Origin of the sequence: Marinomonas ushuaiensis DSM 15871 (assembly GCF_000521805.1) — a bacterium.
Taxonomy (GTDB): Bacteria; Pseudomonadota; Gammaproteobacteria; order Pseudomonadales; family Marinomonadaceae; genus Marinomonas; species Marinomonas ushuaiensis.
The window spans coordinates 162,438-185,777 of record NZ_JAMB01000002.1 but is presented as its reverse complement, the minus strand read 5'-3'; the positions used below and the strand labels follow the sequence as shown (position 1 = coordinate 185,777).

The 23,340-nt window shown below is 41.0% G+C and carries 22 protein-coding genes; 17 read left to right on the top strand and 5 right to left on the bottom strand.

What is annotated here, in order from left to right:
- Positions 1 to 63: 63 nt before the first annotated feature.
- The 3 genes from MUS1_RS04320 to dctP all read right to left on the bottom strand — a co-directional run bounded on the left by MUS1_RS04320 (position 64) and on the right by dctP (position 3,033).
- Positions 64 to 1,386: a TRAP transporter large permease gene (locus MUS1_RS04320; protein ID WP_036159536.1), complete on the bottom strand. Its 1,323-nt coding sequence runs from the start codon at positions 1,384 to 1,386 to the stop codon at positions 64 to 66.
- Positions 1,383 to 1,892, bottom strand: a complete 510-nt coding sequence (locus MUS1_RS04315; RefSeq protein ID WP_036159534.1) for a TRAP transporter small permease subunit — start codon at positions 1,890 to 1,892, stop codon at positions 1,383 to 1,385. Before MUS1_RS04315 ends, MUS1_RS04320 begins: the two co-directional genes overlap by 4 nt.
- 79 nt (positions 1,893 to 1,971) lie before the next feature.
- Complete coding sequence (dctP, locus tag MUS1_RS04310; protein WP_036159533.1) at positions 1,972 to 3,033, bottom strand: TRAP transporter substrate-binding protein DctP; 1,062 nt, start codon at positions 3,031 to 3,033, stop codon at positions 1,972 to 1,974.
- A gap of 637 nt (positions 3,034 to 3,670) precedes the next feature.
- On the opposite strand from dctP, the gene lhpI reads away from it, so the two are divergent.
- Entirely contained in the window at positions 3,671 to 4,627 is a 957-nt protein-coding gene (gene lhpI / locus MUS1_RS04305; protein WP_156924860.1) for a bifunctional Delta(1)-pyrroline-2-carboxylate/Delta(1)-piperideine-2-carboxylate reductase, read from the top strand.
- A 162-nt stretch (positions 4,628 to 4,789) separates the two neighbouring features.
- Here the strand turns inward: lhpI and rhaI are convergent, their stop codons facing one another.
- Both rhaI and MUS1_RS04295 read right to left on the bottom strand, forming a co-directional pair.
- Positions 4,790 to 6,082, bottom strand: coding sequence for an L-rhamnose catabolism isomerase (gene rhaI / locus MUS1_RS04300; protein WP_036159530.1), 1,293 nt, complete (start codon positions 6,080 to 6,082; stop codon positions 4,790 to 4,792).
- 44 nt (positions 6,083 to 6,126) lie between these two features.
- Entirely contained in the window at positions 6,127 to 8,220 is a 2,094-nt protein-coding gene (locus MUS1_RS04295) for a bifunctional rhamnulose-1-phosphate aldolase/short-chain dehydrogenase (RefSeq protein WP_036159528.1), read from the bottom strand.
- 223 nt (positions 8,221 to 8,443) lie between these two features.
- On the opposite strand from MUS1_RS04295, the gene MUS1_RS04290 reads away from it, so the two are divergent.
- From MUS1_RS04290 to MUS1_RS04215, 16 genes are all read left to right on the top strand, one after another.
- Entirely contained in the window at positions 8,444 to 9,097 is a 654-nt protein-coding gene (locus MUS1_RS04290; protein ID WP_245595741.1) for a DeoR/GlpR family DNA-binding transcription regulator, read from the top strand.
- A gap of 191 nt (positions 9,098 to 9,288) precedes the next feature.
- Positions 9,289 to 10,284, top strand: coding sequence for a rhamnose ABC transporter substrate-binding protein (gene rhaS / locus MUS1_RS04285; RefSeq protein ID WP_036159525.1), 996 nt, complete (start codon positions 9,289 to 9,291; stop codon positions 10,282 to 10,284).
- A 113-nt stretch (positions 10,285 to 10,397) separates the two neighbouring features.
- A complete protein-coding gene (locus MUS1_RS04280) occupies positions 10,398 to 11,900 on the top strand; it encodes a sugar ABC transporter ATP-binding protein (RefSeq protein WP_036159523.1) in 1,503 nt (500 codons plus the stop codon).
- Complete coding sequence (locus MUS1_RS04275; RefSeq protein ID WP_036159521.1) at positions 11,894 to 12,895, top strand: ABC transporter permease; 1,002 nt, start codon at positions 11,894 to 11,896, stop codon at positions 12,893 to 12,895. The genes MUS1_RS04280 and MUS1_RS04275 overlap by 7 nt, the downstream gene beginning before the upstream one ends.
- Before the next feature lie 9 nt (positions 12,896 to 12,904).
- Positions 12,905 to 13,912 carry an ABC transporter permease gene (locus MUS1_RS04270; RefSeq protein WP_036159519.1) on the top strand — a complete coding sequence of 336 codons (1,008 nt, stop codon included), beginning with the start codon at positions 12,905 to 12,907 and terminating at the stop codon, positions 13,910 to 13,912.
- The gene (locus MUS1_RS04265) at positions 13,909 to 15,603 is read left to right on the top strand and encodes an L-rhamnose mutarotase (RefSeq protein WP_051436098.1); all 1,695 of its coding nucleotides are present in this window, start codon (positions 13,909 to 13,911) and stop codon (positions 15,601 to 15,603) included. Before MUS1_RS04270 ends, MUS1_RS04265 begins: the two co-directional genes overlap by 4 nt.
- A gap of 254 nt (positions 15,604 to 15,857) precedes the next feature.
- Positions 15,858 to 16,730 carry a DMT family transporter gene (locus MUS1_RS04260; RefSeq protein WP_036159517.1) on the top strand — a complete coding sequence of 291 codons (873 nt, stop codon included), beginning with the start codon at positions 15,858 to 15,860 and terminating at the stop codon, positions 16,728 to 16,730.
- Positions 16,731 to 17,013: 283 nt separating this feature from the next.
- Positions 17,014 to 18,177, top strand: coding sequence for a coiled-coil domain-containing protein (locus MUS1_RS04255; RefSeq protein ID WP_036159515.1), 1,164 nt, complete (start codon positions 17,014 to 17,016; stop codon positions 18,175 to 18,177).
- Positions 18,178 to 18,419: 242 nt separating this feature from the next.
- Positions 18,420 to 19,391, top strand: coding sequence for a DnaJ C-terminal domain-containing protein (locus MUS1_RS04250; protein ID WP_036159513.1), 972 nt, complete (start codon positions 18,420 to 18,422; stop codon positions 19,389 to 19,391).
- Positions 19,392 to 19,394: 3 nt separating this feature from the next.
- Positions 19,395 to 19,718, top strand: a complete 324-nt coding sequence (locus MUS1_RS04245; protein ID WP_084035551.1) for a chaperone modulator CbpM — start codon at positions 19,395 to 19,397, stop codon at positions 19,716 to 19,718.
- A gap of 76 nt (positions 19,719 to 19,794) precedes the next feature.
- Positions 19,795 to 21,228, top strand: coding sequence for a F0F1 ATP synthase subunit beta (atpD, locus tag MUS1_RS04240; protein ID WP_036159509.1), 1,434 nt, complete (start codon positions 19,795 to 19,797; stop codon positions 21,226 to 21,228).
- Complete coding sequence (locus MUS1_RS04235) at positions 21,203 to 21,619, top strand: F0F1 ATP synthase subunit epsilon (protein WP_036159508.1); 417 nt, start codon at positions 21,203 to 21,205, stop codon at positions 21,617 to 21,619. Before atpD ends, MUS1_RS04235 begins: the two co-directional genes overlap by 26 nt.
- Positions 21,616 to 22,011, top strand: coding sequence for an AtpZ/AtpI family protein (locus MUS1_RS04230; protein WP_036159506.1), 396 nt, complete (start codon positions 21,616 to 21,618; stop codon positions 22,009 to 22,011). The genes MUS1_RS04235 and MUS1_RS04230 overlap by 4 nt, the downstream gene beginning before the upstream one ends.
- Complete coding sequence (locus MUS1_RS04225) at positions 21,995 to 22,351, top strand: ATP synthase subunit I (protein ID WP_245595740.1); 357 nt, start codon at positions 21,995 to 21,997, stop codon at positions 22,349 to 22,351. Before MUS1_RS04230 ends, MUS1_RS04225 begins: the two co-directional genes overlap by 17 nt.
- The gene (locus MUS1_RS04220) at positions 22,341 to 23,039 is read left to right on the top strand and encodes a F0F1 ATP synthase subunit A (protein WP_036159503.1); all 699 of its coding nucleotides are present in this window, start codon (positions 22,341 to 22,343) and stop codon (positions 23,037 to 23,039) included. Before MUS1_RS04225 ends, MUS1_RS04220 begins: the two co-directional genes overlap by 11 nt.
- Positions 23,036 to 23,338 carry a F0F1 ATP synthase subunit C gene (locus MUS1_RS04215; RefSeq protein WP_245595739.1) on the top strand — a complete coding sequence of 101 codons (303 nt, stop codon included), beginning with the start codon at positions 23,036 to 23,038 and terminating at the stop codon, positions 23,336 to 23,338. Before MUS1_RS04220 ends, MUS1_RS04215 begins: the two co-directional genes overlap by 4 nt.
- Positions 23,339 to 23,340: the final 2 nt, after the last annotated feature.

The following is a 23,340-nucleotide window of genomic DNA, read 5'->3' as shown; positions in this document are numbered from 1 at the left end:
GAGAAAGGATTCTACTGGGTTATGTCTTGGGAAGGTACGAGGGATTTTGCTTCGCTCAATAAATTACCAGTTTGGAGCGCCCAGTACTTCTGGTAGCCAGGTCGCTGTTTCTGGGTAAATAAGTATGACAAACAAAACAAGTAATTGTATGGCGATGAAAGGTATTACACCGGCGTACATATGTTTTAAGGTGATACTTGGTGGTGAAATTGCTCTTAAATAAAAGATTGACGGTGCCAATGGTGGTGTTAGGTAACTGGTTTGCAAGACAACCAAGAACGCCACACAGAACCAAATGTCATCAAAACCCAGTAAGCGCACAATAGGAATGGCAACTGGAATAATGATCAACACAACCGACATCATATCTAATAAGAAGCCTGCGATGAAAGCGATAAACAAGATCAAACCAAGTACTGTATGCGGACTGAAACCAGACCCAGTAAGTAATGATTGAACTGTTTGCATGCCACCAGTCGCAAAGAATATTCCCGCGAACATATTACCCGCCATCACGATCAACAAAATCATTGCAGTGATGTTGACGGTACGTAACATGGATTCCCACAATACTGTCAATTTGCAGCTTTTGTAGCAGATAGACAAAATAACCGCGCCTAAGGCACCGCAAGCAGAAGCTTCTGTTGGTGTCGCCAGACCTAATAAAATGGTACCTAATACGGTAAAGATCAGAGCCGCCGCTGGTAAAATAGCCGTCGCTGTAATTTTTAATCTTTCAGCCAGCGGTACGCCGACTTCACCTTCCTCGCGTGGTGCCATGCTTGGTTTAAAATACGCCAAAGCAATCACATAAATAATAAACAAAGCAGCCATTAATAGACCTGGGATAAGCAAGCCATTAAATAGTTGGCCAACCGATATCCCTGCAACGGGTCCTAATACAATAACGGTAATAGAAGGCGGAATCGCCGTACCCAGTGAGCCACTTGCGCAAATAACACCTGACAGTAAGCGTTTGTCATACTGGTGTTTGAGCATGATAGGAATAGTAAGCAAGCCAATAACGGCTTCGGTTGCGCCAACAACACCACTTGATGCTGCGAATATCGCGCCAAGCAAAATAGTACCGACACCGATTCCGCCTGGAAGGCGCTTTGTCCATAGGTGAATGGCATGGAAGAGTCGTTCTGCTATACCAGATTTCTCCAACATAGCCCCCATAAAGATAAACAGGGGAACCGCCGCTAATATGGAATTAGAGGCCGTTTCTTCAATTTTTGTTAACAGTTGATACGCCGTTACGTCACCGAACATCATTAAGCCAAAGATCGTGGCTGTCAGTATCATGGCAAAGGCAATCTGCACTCCTAGGAAAATAAATAGGATGAGTACAGGAAACATAAAAATAGACAGGAAATCACTCATGCAAAGTCATCCTCTTTTCCACTGATCATCGTAAGGATGGCTTTAAGGAGCTCAGCAACAAGTTGCATCACGAGCAATAGAAAACCTAAGAACCAAGTAAAGTAAATAGGCCAAACAATAGGGTTCCATGCGGAGCGTCCAGAGCGTTCACCACTTTCATAGGCTTCATAAAAATAATGAGCCAGCTCCCACGTTAGCCAAATAATGATTGGTAATAACATGATGTAAAAAACGACTCGGATGCTTGAGGCTACTCTAGGCGACATTTTCATAGTGAGCAAATCTACGCTCACATGCTGCTTAAGGCGCAAAGCATTTGCCATTCCAAGCACGAAAAGTGTTCCCATAACCATATAGCTGATTTCAAATGCCCAAACGGTTGGCGTACCTAAAATATGACGGCTAAATACTTCGACAATCAATGCCCCGATAAGCGGTATTATCAATAGTGCGGCAATGCCACCGAAGAAACGTGTTGGCATTTCTAATAATTTAATAAGAATCATTGTGTTCCTGATAAGACAGATCTGAATAGGAGGAAAACGGAAGAAAAAGAGGCGATTTTCTCGCCTCTTTTCTCATTTATTAAAGTTCAGATTCACCAATTGTTAGGCGGTATTCTGACCAGTTTGTCATTTCTGCTTTGAATTGACGTTGAGAAGTCAGTACTTTTGAAAACCAAGGATTTTTCGTTGCGTTTTCATCTTCCCATGCTGTCGTTTCTTCAAGAACTTTCGTGATAAAGCTCGGATCTAAATTAACGATTTCGTTTTTACCACTTTTTAATTCTTCATAAGCCGCTAGATCGGCATAGGAAGAGGCAAGCCATGAATCGAACACAGACAGTTTAGCAGCAGTACGCAACATATTTTGTTCTTGGTCGGTTAATTTATCCCATACACGCTTATTCACCTGACATTCAAGAACACCACCAGATTGATGTACACCAGGAACCATTACGTACTTGGCTACTTCATGGAAACCAGTTGGCTTGTTCATTTCAGGGCTACCCCATTCTGCTGCGTCAATTACGCCACGCTCAAGAGCACTGTAGATTTCACTGCCAGCCATAACAACCGTTGATGCACCTAGACGAGAAGCGATTTCAGCCCATGCGCCTGATGTTCTAAGACGTAAGCCTTGGAAGTCTTCAAAGGTTTGTACTTTTTTGCTTGAGTGAAGGAAAATTTCAGTGCCTAAAACAGAACACGGTAGGGCAACAACTTTGGATTTTTCTAGACGGAATTGTTCGTATAGTTCAAGACCACCGCCTTGGTATATCCACAGCATAAACTCTTCTGGAGTTAATCCGCTTGAGTGTCCAGCAAGCAATGCTGCAGTAGGGTCTACGCCATAGTCGTAGTTGATATAGTTGTGGCTTATTTGCGCTACGCCAGATTTGACCGTTTCAGTAACTTTTAACGCACTGCCTAGGGTTCCACCTGGAAATACTTTGATATCAAAATCACCGTTGCTCATTGTTTTAACGTGATCAGCAAAGTTTTGGGCATCACGCTCTAGCCAAGGGCCGCCTGACCATGGCGTTGCCATACGCCATTCTTGTTCAGCTGCAGTGATATTTGCACTAGCAGTGATAACTGCAGTAGCTATTAGAGTAGTGGATAATATTTTTTTAAGTGAGTTCATGTTCGTTCCTTTGTTTCTTGTTATTTCAGTGGATCACTGAAGTTAGAGAAAAGTCCGTGCTAATAATTGATATCGTCCTTGAGCATATTATTGTTTTAATACATTGGCTTATGTGCCGAATTCTTCTTGTCTTTCTATAGCGTGTTTTGTTAATTCAAGTCTGCATTATTTAAGCCATGATGATTAATATCTTTAACATTTAATTGTGGCTGTAAAATCTTAATGAGTCTGTTTCTGTCGATATTGCCCTAATACTTTCAGGAACCTAGGTTAGGGTTTTGCACTCGCTAACGACATTAAATCTAGGCTTCTAATTACATCGAGTGTGTTGTCATCATCACAAATGAATCTTCTTCTCAACTCGAACCATATCGATTGTAGGGGAGTTCTAGTGAATCAACTTGTCGAAAAGCTTGATCTTTTTGTGAGAAACACGGTTTTTGCAAAAAAAGTGTAAGAAACTTTTCTATTTTTGTTTACTTTGTAGGGACTGAGGGAAGGTTGGTGAGGATCGTAATAACTTGAAGCCTATCGGTAGCTGATTCCCTTATCTATACCAAGCGTGTCGATTGTTATTGAGAGCTAAGAATGTCTTAAAGAAAAATTGACGAGTGAAAAACAATTCTAGGAAATTAAAGTGAAAAATATTTTCGTACAATACAAAGAAGGTTGCCTACCTTACGGAAAAGTCATATCAGCACTTGATGATGCTTTTAAATTAGATATTCATTGCCCAATTAGACATCACCATCATTTGAGTGTGCCGGGTAAAAAAGATGCCACATTGCTTTTAATGCCTGCTTGGTTAGAAGGCCAGTATTTGGGGGTAAAGCAAGTGAGTGTTTTCCCTAGTAACAGTGAAGTTGGTTTACCCGGCTTAAATAGCATTTACATTCTTAGTTGCGCCAAAACTGGCCAGCCTCTTGCGCAATTTGATGGAAACATCATTACAGCAAGACGAACAGCGTCAGCCGCAGCGTTAGGAGCAAGGTATTTATCTCGACCAGATTCTAAAAGCTTATTAATGATTGGCGCTGGTAAAGTAGCAAGTCAAGTCGTGGAAGCAATGTCTGCGGTACGAGATATAGAAGAAATCAAAGTCTATGATATTTATGAAGCGTCAGCGGCTCGTTTAGTTGAGAAAATCCAAACAGAAATGAACATTAAAGCCAGCGTTGTGAGTAAAGATGATTTGCCTAGCACTGTAGCTTGGGCTGATATTGTCAGTTGTGCGACGTTGAGCGAAGAGCCTTTGGTGCTTGGCGAATGGGTGACACCGGGTACTCATGTGGATTTGATTGGCAGTTTCACTCCTAATATGCGTGAAGCCGATGATGCATTAATGCAAAAAGCCCAAGTATTTTCTGACTTCAAAGAAGCGGCATTAACGGAAACGGGTGATTTTATTTCGCCAATCAAAAGTGGCGCAATAACAGAAGATCATATCATCGGCGACTTTTTTAGTTTGAGTCGTGGTCATCATGCAGGGCGCCAGCAATTCAACGATCCTGAAAATGATATTTCAGTCTTTAAAGCGGTTGGCTCATCCATTGAAGACCTTGCAACAGCAATGCTATGGTTTGATACAATTTAGACAATCATTTTTGATAAATAACTTTTCAAAGTGCGAGGTTAACTTTGCACTTTTAGTTTATTACCTTTTTATCAAAAAGAAGGAATTAGCCTATTATAAGGCTAATTCCTTCATGAAAGAGTCAAGTGCTATAAATCTCAAAAATAGTTGAAAATTATAGCGTTAAACAATACCTGAGCCAGTCTTGTTAGGATCGGCTGGTCTGTTTTTGTCACATGTTTGACGATATTGACTGGCACGGTAACAAGCGACTGGTGAAATTGCGCCACCTTCTTGTAAACGAGCCATTTGCAAAATAGGTTCTATATCTAAGTTATAAGCCTGTTTTAACGTCGCTTGAGCCATCATTGCATCGTTTGTATTTTGATGATTTGTCAAGGCTTCACGATCCACTAATAAACTCTTTACGAAGGCCCTTTGTACTTCTGCTGCGCTGTACATCAAACTCTCAATTGGATCGGTAACATTATGGGATTGATCCAACATGTAGAATGGGTTGTACGTCGTATCTTGGCTACGAATATCCGTTAATTCATTAAAGATTAAGAATAATTGATAAGGATTAATAGAGCCGCTGTCGAGATCGTCATCACCGTATTTACTATCGTTGAAATGGAATCCACCGAGTTTGCCAAATTGCGCAAGACGACTGACTATCATCTCAATATTGACGTTCGGTGCATGGTGTCCTAAATCCACAAGGGATAAACAACGCTCGCCCGTTTCTTTTGCTGCAAGGTAGCTGCTGCCCCAATCTTGAATCACAGTAGAATAGAAGGCTGGTTCAAAGATTTTGTGTTCTAGCAGCATATTCCAGTCGTCTGGTAGACTGTTGTATATCTCTTTGATGCTTTCTAAGTAATGGGTAAAGCTGTTTTTAAAATGTTGTTGGCCGGGGAAATTTGAACCATCACCAACCCAAACCGTAAGTGCTTTAGATCCAAGTTTTTCACCCAGTTCTACAACTTCAATATTGTGAGCAATAGCTTGATCACGTGCTGCTTTTGAGCTGTGAGCAAGGCTACCAAATTTATACGATTCTTCCTGACCTATTTGGTCTTGAAAGGTATTTGAGTTCATTGCATCAAAACGAAGATCGTATTGTTCTGCATATTGACGTAACTCGTTTGGATCTTTTGGTTTGTCCCAAGGAATGTGAAGTGACACGGTAGGTGTTGCTTGGGATAATTGCTGAATCACAGAGCAATCATCGAGTTTCTCGAAAATGTTGCGAGGTTCGCCTTTTCCCGGAAAACGAGCAAAGCGAGTCCCGCCTGTACCAACACCCCAAGAAGGGACAGCTACTGCAAATTGTTTCGCCTGCGCTAAAATAGAGTCAATGTTAAAACCGGAACGATCAAGTTTCTCGGCTAGGGCATTGTAATCACTAGTCAGTGCTGATTCTTGTTTTGTATTGTGTTCTTGCAGAAAATTTTGATCAATTAATTGTGTCATGACCGAATCCTTTATTATTTTTGTATATGATCTTTATCATCTCATTAACGGGTAAATGATGGAGCATGTCCAGCATCAACATTTAAAATGTTGCCTGTTGATTTAGATGACGCATCTGAAGCAAAGAAGTAAATTGCTTCAGCGATATCTTCAGGAAAAACATTTAATTTCAGCATGCTACGTTGACGATAATGTTCTTCCAAATCATCAGTTGAAAGTTTGTAGGCACTGGCTCTTTCTTCTTTCCATTTACCTGTCCAGATTTTAGAACCGCGAAGAACGGCATCTGGGTTGACTACGTTAGAACGAATTCCAAGCGGCGCTCCTTCTAATGCCACACATCGAGCAAGCTGAATTTCAGCGGCTTTGGCAACGCAATAAGCGCTAGCATTAGCTGATGCTACGAGACCATTTTTACTGGCGATAAATACCATGTTGCCACCCATGTTTTGCTGTTTGAGCAAGGCGAACGCTTCGCGCGCAACAAGGAAGTAGCCAGTTGATAAAATGCTTTGGTTCTTATTCCACAAAGCAAGAGTGGTCTCTTCAAGTGGGGCGGAAGAAGCAATACCAGCATTAGAGACGACAATATCCAAACCACCAAAAGCTACTGAGCAATGGTTAACGGCACGAATAACATCGTCTTCATTGGTGACATCCATTTTAATGCTGGACACAGCATCTTTACCAAACTCATTCGTTAGATTTGTTTGAGCAGTCGCCAAAGCTTCTTCATCTATATCCATCAGTACAATGTTTGCGCCTTCTTTCGCAAGACGCTTTGCGGTGGCAAGTCCAATACCGCCCGCTGCACCAGTGACCAAAGCGATATGACCGGCTAAGGACTTAGGTTTTGGCATACGTTGCAGTTTAGCTTCCTCTAGAAGCCAGTATTCAATGTCGAACGCTTCTTGTTCTGGCAACCCAACGTATTCGCTGACGCTGTCTGCACCACGCATTACATTGATGGCGTTTACGTAGAATTCGCCAGCGATACGTGCTGTTGCTTTATCTTTGGCAAATGACAACATACCAACACCAGGAATCAAATAAATAACAGGGTTAGGGTCTCTCAACGCGGGGCTGTTATGGCGCTTACAGCGGTTATAATAACCAGCATAGTCTTCGCGATAATCAGCGATGTCTTTGTCTAAAGAAGTAATAACTTCATCTAGATTATCTTTTTCAGGGTTATAAGCAACCACAAACGGACGAATTTTAGTGCGTAAGAAATGGTCTGGGCAAGACGTGCCGAGTTTGGCAAGACGATCAAGATCATTCGAGTTAACGAACTGCAATACTTCATTAGATTGATTGAAATGGCCAATTTGGCGTTGTTTTTCGCTGGATTTACCTCGTACTAAAGGCATAAGGCGAGAAGCTACTGATTGGCGTTTGTCTCCAGGTAATGAGTTAAAACGTTCGCCACCGAAAATAGCTTTGTTTTTACTCTTTTCTTCTAACCATGTTTGAGCTTTATTGATGATGTTTATCGAATTCAAATAGCATTCTTTGTTGTCATTAGCCCAGGTAAACAAACCATGACTTTCTAATATGACACCTTTTAAATGTGGGTTTTCAGTGGCGATTTTATGTAGATCCATACCAAGTTGAAAGCCTGGTCGACGCCAAGCTAACCAGCCTATATCGCCACCGAAGATATCTTGAGTAAGTTGCTGACTATTTTTACTAGCAGCAATGGCAATAACAGCATCAGGGTGTAAGTGATCAACATGCATGTAAGGAAGGTAGGAGTGTAATGGCGTATCAATACTGGCTGCGCGAGAGTTTAAATTGAACGTACAGTGAGGAAGGTAAGCGACCATTTCATCTTCGTGTTCTAAGCCACGATATAAATCAGGGAGTTGATTAAGCTTATCCATGTAAAGAGTCGAAAAACCATCTAGCCCCATTGAACCAATATCGCCACCGGAACCTTTTACCCACAGAACGGATGTTTTTTTGCCTGTAAGAGGGTCGTCCATTTCGAGTTTTGCAGAGGTGTTCCCACCACCGTAATTGGTAACACGCATATCAGAACCTAGTAGGTTTGATCGGTATTGTAATAATTCTGGAGCACTTAGACGCGACGCTTCTGTGTCGTTCCAAAGATTGGGTAGTGAGTTGTTCTTAGACATTGTTTAACCTCAAGGTCCGTCTTTAACAAAGCGTAAGCCGAGAATTAAAGACTTCAATTTTATTTTTGTTATGCGCAATCAGCGGGTTAGAATGATCGATAGATTTCATGTTAAAACAAAATCAATCATATTCAAGCATTATTTATCTTTTTTGGTATATTTTGATCGATAGTGCTTGATAATGATTGAAAAGTACTTATATTGATTATCGAGGATGAATCATATGCACGAAATTGAACGGCATAGAGTGATCTTATCGGAAGTGGATGCTCGCCCTATTGCTACTGTAGCGCATCTAGCAGATGTGTTAGGTGCTTCAGAAGCAACAGTACGACGAGATATTAGCTTTTTAGATAAGCAGGAGAAACTTCGTCGAGTAAGAGGGGGCGCAGAAGCGATCAATCCTCCGTCAGACGTGAGTTTGTTGGGACGACCTTATTCGGTTAATCAAACGATTAATACGGACGTGAAGCGGAATATTGCGAAAGCGGCGGTGGATCTATTATTAGACAATATGTCGATTATGATCAGCGGCGGCACAACAACATCGGCTATGTCGGAATATATGCGTAGTTTAAAGCTACAAGTATTAACTAACTCCTTCTCTATTGCGGATCAATTGATTAAAAAGAGTAAATGCAGTGTAACAGTACCGAGTGGGAAAATTCATCGGGAGCAGAATATTATTTTGAGTCCGTTTCCGAATGATATATCCAATCATACTTATGCTGATATTCTTTTTATTGGTGCTTATGGTGTGAGTTCTCATGGTGTGATGGAGACAGATCCACAGATTGTACAAGCGGTAATGAAATTAATAAATCGAGCCGATCAGCGGGTGCTTTTGGTTGATAGTACAAAGTTTCAAAACCGATAAAGTATGATCATCTGTCCTTTATCACAGATAGATATTGTCATCACTGATGACGGAATAGATAACAAGAGTAAAGAAGTGATTGAGTCGGCAGGGTGTCGTTTAATCATTGTAGAAAAACAAAAACAATAAACCGCGTCTCTGATATGACAACTCTTTGTTGTGTGATGATGAGCGCGCTCTTGGAGATAATTATGAAGAATAAATTCATCACAGCATGTGTGTTGGCTTCTACGACTTTATTTGCTTCTGGTGCTTACGCAGCGGATGAAGTTAGAGTTGCTTTACTGGTTAAAGCGTTAGGTATTGGTTTTTTTGAAGCGGCATATCGTGGTGCAGAAGAGGCTAGGAAAGAGTTGGGTGATGTAGAAATTATTTATACAGGGCCGACATCAACCACAGCGGAAGGTCAGATTGAAATAATCAATTCCCTAATCGCTCAGCGTGTCGATGCGATTGCTGTATCTGCTAATGATGCAGACGCACTTGTACCATCTTTGAAAAAAGCGCAGCAGCGTGGTATTAAAGTTATTTCTTGGGATTCCGGCGTAGGTAAAGCAGGTCGTCAAATCCATTTAAACCCGTCTAGTAATAGCTTAATTGGTGAGATGAACGTTCAGCTTGCTGCTGATGCGATTAAAGCTAAAGGCAAAAAATCCGGTACTTTTGCGATTTTAAGCGCCACACCAACCTCGACCAACCAAAATATTTGGATTGGTGAAATGAAAAAATCCCTTAGTAAATTTTCAAATTTGAAACTGGTTGATACCGTTTACGGTGATGACTTAGCTGATAAGAGCTTCCGTGAGGCTATGGCATTAATTAAAAATCATCCAGATTTGGATGTTATCGTAGCGCCAACTACAGTCGGTATTTTAGCGGCGGCACAAGCGGTGAGTGACCTTGGTTTAACAGGGAAAGTTTATGTGACTGGCTTGGGTTTGCCTTCTGAATTAGCTGGCCATGTACACAGCGGTGCTATTCACAGCTTTGCAATTTGGAATCCGATAGACCTTGGTTACTCTGCAACTATGTTGGCGTACAATCTTGTTAAAGGAAAAGGTACGAAAACTGAGGTTCCAATGGGTCGTATGGGCACACTTCAGCTAGATAAAGACGGTGACGGCGCTATGGCAAAACCGTTTATCTATGATGCGTCTAACGTAGATGAATTTTCTTCTATTTTCTAAAAAAATCTTGTAAATCTAGTGATAAAAGGGCTCAAGTTATTTAGCTTGGGCCCATCTACGCCCTTTTTAGAGTGTAAAAAAGACTCATAATGAATAAAAATAAGAGCAACGTTATGAAAAATAATGCGATTTTTAGCTTAAAAAAAGTAAGTAAGGTCTTTCCTGGCGTGAAGGCTCTTGATGCTGTCGATTTGCATTTGTATCCCGGACAAGTGACGGCTTTGATTGGAGAGAATGGCGCAGGTAAATCGACTTTGGTAAAAACCATGACTGGCATTTATCAGCCGGATGGTGGGGAAATTATTTTTAATGGTAAACCTGTACAGTTTCATTCCCCGCATGATTCTCATGCCTTAGGTATTACCGCAATTCATCAGGAAACGGTTTTATTTGATGATCTGACAGTCGCTGAGAATATTTTTTTGGGTAATTACCCTATGACTAAATATTTTTCAATTGATTGGTCGACAATGGTGACGCGGTCACAAGAAATATTGTCGTCAATTAATGCACCTATGAACCCAAATCAAATTTTGCGCGAGTTAAGCATTGGCCAAAAACACATGGTTGGTATTGCTCGTGCTTTATCGGTTGACGCAAAAGTAGTTATTTTGGATGAACCAACGGCCGCCTTATCCCATCATGAAATTCATGAATTATATGAACTGGTCAATACATTAAAAAAACAAGGCAAAGCCATTCTGTTTATTACTCATAAATTTGATGAGATTTTCGCTTTGGCAGATCGTTATACCGTGTTCCGTGATGGTCGTTATGTTGGTGAAGGTTTTGTTAAAGATGTAAATGAAGCGCAACTGGTGGAAATGATGGTGGCGCGTAGCATTGATGAAACCTATCCGAAGAAGGACGTTAATATTGGTGAGACTTTATTGGAAGTGGTGAACTTATGTCATACCACTGAATTTGCCAATATCAGTTTTAGTTTGAAGAAAGGCGAAATTTTAGGCATCTATGGTTTGGTCGGTTCGGGAAGAACCGAAGTCATGCAAGCCTTGTTTGGTACTTCAGAGCAGGTCACTGGAACTGTAAAAATGGAGGGTAAAGAAGTCACTATTCACTCTCCTAAAGAGGCGATTGATAACGGTATTGTGTATGTGCCAGAAGAGCGACAAAAACAAGGTATCGTATTGGAGTTACCGATTTACCAAAATGTCAGTTTGCCACAAATAGAGCGTTTGACGAAAAATGGACAAGTTGACCAAGAAGGTGAAATGACACTAGCACGTCAATATTGCGAACGTTTGCAAGTGAAAGCCTCTAGTTGGAATGAAAAAGTAATGAACCTATCAGGTGGTAATCAACAAAAAGTGGTTATTGCAAAATGGTTGGCGACCAATCCTAAAGTTATTATTTTGGATGAACCAACAAAAGGTATCGATATTGGTTCTAAATCTGCGGTGCATGCATTTATGTCTGAATTGGTGGACTCTGGTTTGTCGGTGATTATGGTGTCTTCTGAATTACCAGAGATTCTTGGTATGTCTGATCGTATTTTAGTAATGAATGAAGGTTTAATTGTTGGAGAGTTGTCACGTGCTGACGCGACACCAGAAAAGGTTGTTTCTCTGGCTACTGGAGGAATAGTTGTATGCTAAGACATTTTATTTATTCCCGTGAAGGTGTGTTAAGCCTGATTGTGTTAGTAATGTTTTTTGGTGTAGGAGCGATTAACCCTGATTTTATTAGCTTGTCTAACAGCATCAGTATTTTCAATGATACCTCTATCTTGATTATGCTGGCGTTGGGTCAGATGATGGTTATTTTAACCCGTTGTATTGACCTTTCAGTTGCTGCCAACGTAGCTTTCACCGGCATGGTGGTAGCGATGGTGAATCGATATTTTCCTGATATTAATATGGCATTTTTGATTCTACTGTCGTTATTGATTGGCGCGTTTTTAGGTGCAATCAATGGCTTGTTTGTTTGGTTGTTAAAAGTACCTTCCATTGTCATTACGCTTGGCACTATGAGTATTTATCGCGGTTCGACATTTTTACTGTCTGACGGTGCTTGGGTGAATTCTCATCAAATGAGTGCCTCTTTTATTGCGCTTCCTCGGTTTGAAATACTGTCTATGCCTGTGCTTGGTTGGATGGCGATTGCCGCTATCATTATTGTCTTTTGGGCGATGAAATTCAGTGTCTGGGGACGTAACTTTTATTCCGCTGGTGGTAATCCGATGGCAGCATTTTATTCTGGTGTAAACGTCGGAAAAGTACAGTTCTACGCTTTTTTAGTGTCCGGTACACTAGCTGGTTTATGTGGCTATTTATGGGTTTCACGGTTTGCTGTGGCTTATGTGGATGTCGCCAATGGTTTTGAACTTCAAGTTGTTGCCGCTTGTGTTATCGGTGGGATCAGCATTGTGGGTGGTGTAGGGACGGTTGTTGGTTGCGTCATTGGAGCCTTATTTATTGGCGTGGTGAATAATGCTTTACCTATTATCGGCGTTTCCCCTTTTTGGCAAATGGCAATTTCAGGATTGGTGATTATTATAGCCGTCATTGCTAATGCGAGTTCAGACAAAAACAAAGCGCGCATTATTCTTCGTAAATCGGATGAGTCAGCCGACTCTGCACAGGTCAATTAAGAGGCTTTCATGGACACAATAATAAAAAAAACAGCCACACCAGATGTACTGTTAACCAGTAAATTGCAGAAGCTCTTTCGTTGGGAGACCTTTTTAATTCTGATTGTCATGTTCGTCTTTGTGATGAATTCATATTTATCACCTTACTTTTTAGATCCTTGGAATCTGTCGGATGCGACTTTTAATTTCACGGAAAAAGCATTAATTGCTTTGCCAATGGCAATGCTGATTATAGCCAAAGAAATTGATATATCTGTGGCTGCTATTATCTCACTGTCCAGTACTTTTATGGGATTGGTTGCGCAAATGGGCGCACCGATTTATATGGTGGTTTTGGTTGGTGTTTTTGTTGGTGCTGTTTGTGGCTTGGTTAATGGTCTCTTAGTGACGCGCTTTAAGATTCCTTCAATTGTGGTAACGATAGGTACGATGAGTTTATTTCGTGGCATTAGTTATATTCTATTGGGGGATCAAGTGGTTCGTGACTACCCAGACGGCTTTGAGTTTTTTGGCCAAGGTTATGTGTACTGGGTGTTTTCTTTTGAATTGGTGCTTTTTGCTTTCTTTGCCTTAGTATTTTATTGGCTATTACATCGAACCACTTTTGGTCGTTATACCTATGCGATCGGCAATAATCCAGACGCGTCTTATTTTTCCGGTATTAAGGTAGATAAACACCGTTTGATTCTGTTTACCTTGGTTGGTGCTATGTCTGGAGTTGCAGCCGTATTATTAACTTCTCGTTTAGGAAGCACACGTCCAAGCATTGCCATGGGGTGGGAGTTAAGCATTATCACCATGGTCGTATTGGGCGGTGTCAGTATTCTGGGAGGAAGCGGTACCATTGCTGGCGTTGTTTTGGCTGTAATCTTAATGGGATTAGTAACCTTTGGGATGGGGCTACTGAATATTCCAGGCATTGTAATGACCATTATTGTTGGTGTCATGCTGATTACTGTGGTGAGTTTACCTGTGTTGATTACCATGTATAAATGCAAGAAGGCGAAAGTGTTATGAGATACGCCTCGGTAATGTATTTGCATGAGGGTTGTGAAGAGGAATATAGGCAACGCCATAGTGATTTATGGCCAGAATTGGCTAAGCACCTTAAACAACATGGTATTCGCAATTATTATATTCATTTGGATCGTAATGAGAATCGGCTTTACGCTACTTTCGATGCGGATGATCTAGATATTGAAGCCTTGGCTAGCCATCCTGTTATGCAGCGTTGGTGGGAGTACATGGCGGATATTATGGAAACCAAGGTACCATCCTTTGAACCCGTGGCTGATGTTTTAGAAGAAGTCTTTCAGTTTAATATTGAGCAACCTGATAAGCATCGAGTAGTCGCTGTATTAGATATTGGTAAAACTAACATCAAAATATGTTTGATGGATGGACAAACGGGAGCGTTATTACATATTGCAAAACGTACAAATGTCGTTATCGATGCTCCACCTTATCCCCATGTAGATGAGGATTCTATTTGGCGTTGGATCAAAGATACTTTAGCTGATTTAGCACAAGGGTATTTCATTACCAGCATTGCTATTACAACTCATGGCGCCACCATCGCCTGTATGAGTGGCGACAAATTGGCTCTGCCAATTTTGGATTATGAATACGATGGTGTGTCCGAATTTAAAGAAAAATACGATACAGTGCGTCCTGCTTTCAGTGAATCCTTTAGTCCAAGGCTACCTCAAGGGCTGAACTTGGGCGCGCAATTATTTTGGCAGCAAGAACGATTTTCGACTGAATTTGAAACGATTGATTCATTACTCTTATATCCGCAATATTGGGGCTTTAAACTCAGTGGCAATAAAGTATCAGAAGTCACTTCACTAGGTTGTCATACGGATCTTTGGAACCCAACCAGTTGTCAATTTTCTGGTTTTTGTGAACAACAAAAGTGGGCGGGACTTTTTCCTGAAGTTATGGAAACTGGTGCTAAACTTGGAGTGATATTACCTGAATTAGCAGATGAAATAGGCTTGCCACCCAGCTGTGTTATTTTTAACGGTATACATGATTCCAATGCCTCACTTGTACCTTACATTGGGCAACCGATGGAAAAACTTACGGTTGTCTCAAGTGGTACCTGGACGGTCATAGCCACCATTAATGGCAAGTTGGATTTATTACGGGAAGACAAGGATATGCTTGCCAATGTTGACGCGCTTGGTCGTGCTACACCCACAATCCGCTTTATGGGGGGGCGTGAGTGGGAGCAACTTCGTAGTGATGCCAAGGCAAGTTTGAGTGATATAAGTTTTATTTTGGAGCATGGCATACTGGCTATTCCAGCCTTTGCTAAAGGTGGTGGACCATTTGCTCATAATGAGGGGCGTATTATTGATCGGGGTATGGAGCTGACGTCAGCCCAGCAGTCGGCTTTGGCGGATGTTTATGTGGCCTTGATGACGGATTATTGTCTTGATCTGATGGACACTAGTGAAACAGTGATTGTTGAAGGAGCCTTTAGTAATAACATAAACTTCCTTACCTTACTTGCATGTATGCGTAGTCAAAATGAAATCTATGCATCTCGTGATGTAACAGGAACCTCTGGTGGTGCAGCTTTACTCTCTAATAAAAGTTTAAAACTTAAGGGCCGTCTCAGTCTGGCTATATGCGATGCCCAAATAAAACCATTATTAAACCTTTATCGTCAGCAATGGCGTGATTTAATCCTTTCTTTATAATCAACCATACTGGGATGTTTATATTCCCAGTAATCTCATAATGACGTAACACTCTATTGAATATTTCCATGTGATATTTCTATTTGTATGATTTTAATATCAAAAAACGCTTAGTATGCAGAATTATATAAATAACTATGTACAATGGCGCTTTGTTTTTAAAACCAACGGATACACTCTACCTAATAATGTGAGAGTGCTTAATACTTGCAACCTGTACAAAGTGATCTAAAAATAAATATAAGGAATCAATCATGTGGATTATCTATGCGTTACTAGCGGCTCTATTTTTTGGCATGAGGGGGGTGATGTATCAATGGACATCGCAAAAAAATATTAACCGAAACTTAATGTTATTCGGTGTGTTTTTTGTTGGTTTTGTTATTAGTTCTATTGCGATGCTAGTGTTGGATCAGCAGTGGTATGCATGGACAGATGTTGCAGTCGGTCTAGCAATGGGGTTTGGTTCTTTTGCTGCTAATGCGGCGTTACACAAAGGTTTTTCAGTCGGTAAAGCCTCTCTCATCAGTATTTTGTCAGGGTTGCCACCACTCTTTGTTGTATTGCTTGCTTTCTTATTTTGGGGTGAGACGCTAACCACTCAACAGCTAATTGGTTTCGTTGTTATTTTTGTTGGGCTTTATACCATACGTTATTCGAATGATATTTCATTTCGTAACTTACAAGGCGCGCAATGGGGGTTACTTGCAGCAATATGTTTTGCCTTAAATGACTTGTTTGGTAAGCAATCAACTCGTCTTGATGCCGATATGTTTTCGACATTAACGCTTATGTTTGGCTTTGGTAGTTTCTTATTTGCCATGAGCTGGTTGAAAAACCGTCGAGTGATGGACCATGATAATAATGATGTGATTCCGCATTGGTCTAATATAAAAACATTCGGTTGTGGCATGCTTGTTGGTTTAACGAATGTGGCAGGGATGATGGCGATATTATCTGCTTTTGCTATTGGTACCACAGGCTTGGTTTCTGCTATCTCAGCAATGAATATCTTGATCATTTTGTTGTATTCACGAGTTTTCTTAAAAGAAACCTTCAGTCGTCAAGAGATCTTGGGGTTGGTCGCAGCACTCGCGGGAATTCTGATTTTACGCTTAAGTCAGTAAATTGAGAGTTTTTTCTTAGGACTGAAAACATGAAGCCTGATCTGATATCAGGCTTTTTTTTACTTTTTATATCTTGTCGTTCATTTAGATAACGGTTTAGTTATCTCTGAATCAAGTCGCAAAGTGCGACACCTTTCATTCCAAGCAAATAAGCACATTTATTCAATGTCAGCTTTACAGCAGAGATTGATGAAACCTCCGCTATACTTTACAAAAGTTTAAAATAAGCAGTAATCAATGGTAACGTGTTTGATGGCAGTATTTATTTTTAAGGACAGTAAAGATGATGAAATTCGTTAAGAGCAACCGAGATATGTTGGCGGTGATGTTTTTGATTCTTATCTGTTGGTTTGGTTTTATTGACCAATACGCAGAGGAATACATTAATGCCTCTATCGCGACGTCTTTGGTGTCATTTGGGATTGCAAAGGCATTTAACTCGACGGTTTCTGTGTTGTCGACGATCACGTTGCAAGCGCCGTTTGTGGGTTCTATACAAATTGGTGAATTGCTTGATCCCTTGAATGATTTGGTAGAAGATTTTTCTACCATTATGAAATATTCCATTTCTTCTTTATTAATTCAAAAACTTATTGTTGAAATACTGCAAACGATTCATTTCAAGGTCTTCTTAACGCTTTCAGGTTTGGTTTTTATTACGACAAAATACATGCTTAGAGAATACAGAGTATTGAGTTACAAGGTCTTTGTGTTCGCGTTAGCCTGTAAGTTTTCAATTGCGCTGGTGGCAATAGCGACGAGTTTCGTGGACAGTGCGTTTTTAAATGACTCGATAGAAAAAGAAAACAAAACTCTGAATACTTTTCCTATTTCTTCTTCACAGCTGAATCAGAACCTTGATTTGACCAGTGAAATTAAACAGCAAATCAAGCTGGATATGGACCATGAAGAAGAGCAAGCATTGCGTCTTTCTATTGATATAAACACACTTAAAAAAGAAAAACGCACTATCGAATCTGACCTTGTTGAGACGGAACGTCGAATTGAGGAACAATCAGCCAAGACCTCGGTCATCAATAATTTGCTTAACCCTTCCGATGCATTAAAACAGTTACAACAAAAAAGTAGTCTACTGCGTCATGAACTTTATATGACAGAAGGGGATATTGAAGATCTTCAAAATGACCTAGATGACCATCGAGGTGATTATGAATCCCTTAAAGAACAGTATGAAAATGACAATGTCAGCACATTTCAGAACATCAAAAATGGTTTTAATAACTTAGCGTTTGCCGCGAAAAACAAGATTGTTGGTTTTGTTGATTCTCTGAATTTAGCGATGGATAATTTTTTGAATCTTATGGCCTTATTCATCTTTAAAACCATGTTGATCCCTGTCCTATTTTTATTAGGAATGTATAAAGTTTTCAAGGCGATTTGGGGAATAACGCCTTCCACTGGTATAAGAAAAATTCGCTCTTCATAAGATGATATGAGGTAGAAACGTAAGGGTTTCATTAACCATGGTGTTAAAGGGCCTGTGTAACTCGCTAGTTACACCACTGCTCGATACTATGAGAAAAGAAGAAGGTCATGTATTTTTTAGATCTAGATCAGCTTTATTTGATATTGCACAGTAATTAATAAAGAAAGGTTTATGATGGTTGTAAGATTAATACACCAAATTAACTAATTCGAAAAATTGGTTACGATGTTAAGTGGGGTTGTATGGAGTTTAAAGACTATTACACAATTCTGGGCGTCACTGAAAAAGCCGACGCTTCCGCAATAAAAGCAAGCTACCGTAAACTTGCCAGAAAATATCACCCTGATGTCAGCAAAGACGACAATGCTGAACAGCAATTCAAAGACGTAGGTGAAGCTTACGCTGTTTTAAAAGATAAAGAAAAACGTGCTGAATACGATGCATTACGAGCACAAGGTACGTATCGATCTGGTGGTGGATATCAACCGCCTCCTGATTGGCAATCTTCTCATGCGGGTGGTGGACACAGCCAACATTCGGACAGTGATTTTAGTGATTTCTTCGATTCGATTTTTGGTGCTAATGGTGCAAGTTTTCATCAATCTGATGATTTTCAACGCTCAGGAAATGCGAATCGCCGAGGACGAGACTTATACTATAAAATTGCTTTGTTTCTCGAAGAAGCTTATCAAGGTTGCCAGCGACAAATATCATTACGAGTGTCTGAACCTGATGAACATGGCCAGATAAAGCAAAGAGACAAGACACTAAATGTAAAAATCCCCGCTGGCGTTATAGAAGGTCAGCATATCCGTTTGGCAGGGCAGGGAGAGTTGGGTGTTGGTCAAGGCAAAGCAGGCGATTTACTGTTAGAAATTGAGTTTGCACCGCATCCTTATTTTGCCGTTGATGGTGTGAATATTTTACTGACATTGCCAGTCACTTGTTGGGAAGCCGTATTAGGCGCGACGGTAGAGGTGCCGACTATTAACGGTAAAGTGAAATTAAAAATCCCGCCCGCTTCAAATAGTGGAAACAAATTGCGTATTAAAGGCAAAGGTTTGGTTGGTAAGGGTGAAAAAGCATCTGGTGATCAGATTGTCACCTTACAAGTTAATTTGCCTAAGGAGCACAACGCTGACGCTAAGGCGCTCTACCAGAAACTGGCTGAGTGTGAATCCAACTTTAATCCACGTCAAATTCTTGAGAGGTAAATAATGATGTCTAAATCAGAGATAGTAGTGATTAATTCTCAGCATGAGCATTTATTATTTACCTTGGCGGAAGTATGTGAGCGTTGTGGTGCTCATACCGACATGATTATTGAAATGGTGGAGTACGGAATCGTTGATCCGATTGAGCAGCCATTACTCGATATTTGGTATTTTAATAGCCAAGCTTTAGTACGAGTACAGCGTGCACAGCGATTGATGGATGGACTTAAGTTGAACTTGTCTGGCGTTGCTTTGAGCTTAGAGTTACTGGATGAGATCGACGGATTACAAAAGCACATTTCTGTACTCAAGAATCAGTTACTTTGAGAACTAGATCTTTATAGCTCTCCAATAACCGTAACCCTTGCAATAAAGGGCCATTGAAAAGGGATCGTCGAAGCATATGACATCAGCAATCAGGTCGAATAACACGGGTAGGGTAATCTCAATACGCGGTAGTGTCGTCGATATATTATTCGAAGAATATTTGCCTCCTATCCGTTCTTTATTGCAAACCGGCGCAGATAATCAGATTTCCATTGAGGTTTTTTCTCAACTAGATACGCAGAGAGTTCGTGGTATTGCGCTGACGCCAACACAAGGCCTTGCAAGAGGTATGTTGGTTGAAGATACAGGCAAGCCTCTACAAGTTCCTGTTGGAAAAGAAATCTTGTCACGCATGTTTGATGTGTTTGGTAACACCATCGATAAAAAAACAGCGCTGACTGATGTCGAATGGCGCTCTGTTCATAATGAGCCACCAGCACTGGAAAGACGCTCGACTAAAACTCAAGTATTTGAGACTGGTATTAAAGTGATTGATGTTTTGATGCCTCTGGAACGTGGCGGTAAGGCCGGACTATTTGGTGGCGCAGGGGTTGGCAAAACAGTATTACTGACTGAAATGATTCATAACATGGTCGGCCAACATGCGGGTGTCAGTATATTTTGTGGTATTGGTGAGCGTTGCCGAGAAGGCGAGGAGCTTTACCGTGAAATGAGAGACGCTGGCGTATTGGACAACATGGTCATGATGTTTGGCCAAATGAATGAGCCACCTGGAGCACGTTTTCGAGTTGGACATGCGGCATTAACCATGGCGGAATACTTTCGAGACGATGAACAGCGTGATGTATTGCTATTGATGGATAATATTTTTCGTTTTATTCAAGCAGGAATGGAAGTATCCGGATTAATGGGGAAAATGCCAGCACGACTTGGTTATCAGCCTACTATGGGCACTGAGTTGTCTCAATTAGAAGAGCGAATTGCCAATACAGGAAGTGGTGCAATTACTTCAATTCAGGCCGTCTACGTGCCTGCCGATGATTTTACGGATCCTGCAGCCGTACATACTTTTTCGCACCTTTCTGCCTCTATTGTGTTATCTCGAAAACGCGCCAGCGAAGGGCTTTATCCAGCCATTGATCCATTACAGTCAAGTTCGAAAATGGCAACGCCCAGCGTTATCGGCAGAAGGCACTATGACCTTGCACAAGATATTCGTCGTACCTTGGCGCAATATGGCGAACTAAAAGACATTATTGCTATGTTGGGTATGGAGCAATTATCCCAAGAAGATCACAAGGTGGTGGGTCGTGCACGACGATTAGAGCGTTTTTTAACGCAACCGTTTTTTACGACTGAGCAATTCACGGGTATGTCTGGAAAATTGGTTAGCCTAGAGGATGCGTTGGACGGATGTGAACGAATTTTGAATGATGAATTTGAAGACTATCCTGAAAGTGCTCTATATATGATAGGTAGGATTGATGAAGCGCATAAAAAGCTAGCCGTTGAGGAGGACAAAAATGCCACCAGCGTACATGACGCTTAAGGTTTTATTACCTTATAAAGTGTTTGCTGAAGAGCATGAGGTCTTGCGGATTGTCGCCATGACTCATCAAGGGGCATTTGGCATATTGCCACATCGATTGGATTGTGTGGCTTCTTTGTCTGCGGGGATACTCGTATTTGAAACAAAAGATGAAAAGGAAGTGTATCTCGCTATTGATGAAGGTGTGTTAATAAAAGCGGGATTGGATGTGCGGGTTTCTGTACGTAATGCCATGAGTGGAATGGGGTTGGATGAATTACGATTGGCGGTAGAGAAAGAATTTATGCAACTCAACGAACAAGAAAAAAAATTGCGCTCTGTTTTGACCAAAATGGAAGGCAGTTTTGTCCAACGTTTAGCCGCTTTTAAACAGGATACAACCGCATTATGAAAGAAGAGCCAAATGTAGATCTTAAGCAAGAAGGTATTAAACAAAAAGACCTTAAACATGAAAGCAAGACGAGCAGTAGTGATAGCCAACAAAACTACAGTCAACATGTCGGTGATATGGCCGAGCGTAAACTCAAAGCACAACGTGATGTGACTAAAACCGTATGGTCTGGTTTAGGCATGATGGGGTTAGTGGGTTGGTCTGTAGCGATACCTACTTTACTCGGTGCCGCGCTTGGTATTTGGTTAGATGATGTTTATCCGCAAGATCGTTCATGGACTCTCGCGTTGCTGGTTGTTGGTCTTTGTCTTGGTTGTTTTAATGCATGGCATTGGGTTGCAAAGGAAGAAAAAGATATTCATCAAGATGAGGGGAATGATGATGCTAATTAATTTTGGCGATAACCTATGGGTTAGTGGTGTATTTGCCGTTTTTGTAGGTTTAGTTCTAGGCGCTTTTTATTTTGGAGGTCTTTGGTTGACGGTACGTCGGTTAAGTACCAGTCCATCTGTTGCCTTATTATTCCTAGTAAGTATGTTGTTTCGTATTAGTGTTGTTGTCGCTGGTTTTTATGTGTTGCTAGGAAATAGTTGGCAGCAATTACTGCTAGGTTTGCTTGGGTTTATGGTGTTGCGGCTATTTGCTACGCGCTTCATTAAATCGAAGGAGAATACTTTGATTAAGGTAGAGCCTAGGGTCACAACTCAAGAGGTAGAGCATAATGCACCTTAGTCCGGATCAAATTCTCTACTGGCAAATGGGTTTTCTAAAACTAAATGCCACCATTGTCTTTACTTGGTTGATCATTTTAGTGTTAGTACTGGGCTCTATGTTAATTACGCGAAAGTTATCTTCTGGTATACAACGCTCTCGCTGGCAAAACGTGCTGGAAGTCGTGGTGATCACCATTAATAAACAGATTGAAGAAGTCGGTTTAAGTCAGCCTCATAAATACCTTGGTTTTTTAGGCTCGTTATTTTTGTTTATTGCGTTATGTGCTCTTGGTACGGTGGTTCCAGGATTTGAGCCACCGACGGGCTCCCTCTCTACCACAGCGGCATTGGCCTTATGTGTTTTGGTGGCTGTGCCGTTATTCGGTATTCAAGAACAAGGTTTGTGGCGCTATCTTGCTTCCTATACCAAACCAACCATCATTATGCTGCCTTTTAATATTATCAGCGAAGTATCTCGAACCTTGGCGTTGGCGGTACGTTTATTTGGCAACATGATGAGTGGCGCGATGATTATTGCGATCCTGCTTACCATTACCCCTTTCTTATTTCCTGTTGTAATGACTTTACTTGGTTTATTAACGGGTATTGTGCAGGCCTATATCTTTTTTGTTCTGGCAACCGTGTATATCGCGGCGGCTACGAGTACTCAAAAAACTGCGGCAGTTACGCCCAGTGAAACTTTATGACTATTTACGGAGTGACTATGGATTACATGACGATTATTGCGGTGGCATCAATTATTACCTCAGGACTAACTATTGCGATTGGCGTTATTGGTCCTTCATTAGGAGAAGGTCGAGCTGTTGCCGTTGCGCTGTCTTCATTGGCTCAACAGCCAGATGCATCAGCAACCATTACACGAACCTTGTTTGTTGGTTTGGCAATGATTGAATCCACTGCGATTTACTGTTTTGTGGTATCAATGATTTTATTATTTGCCAACCCTTTCTGGAACTACGGCGTTGCCCAAGCTATAGGTCAATAAAT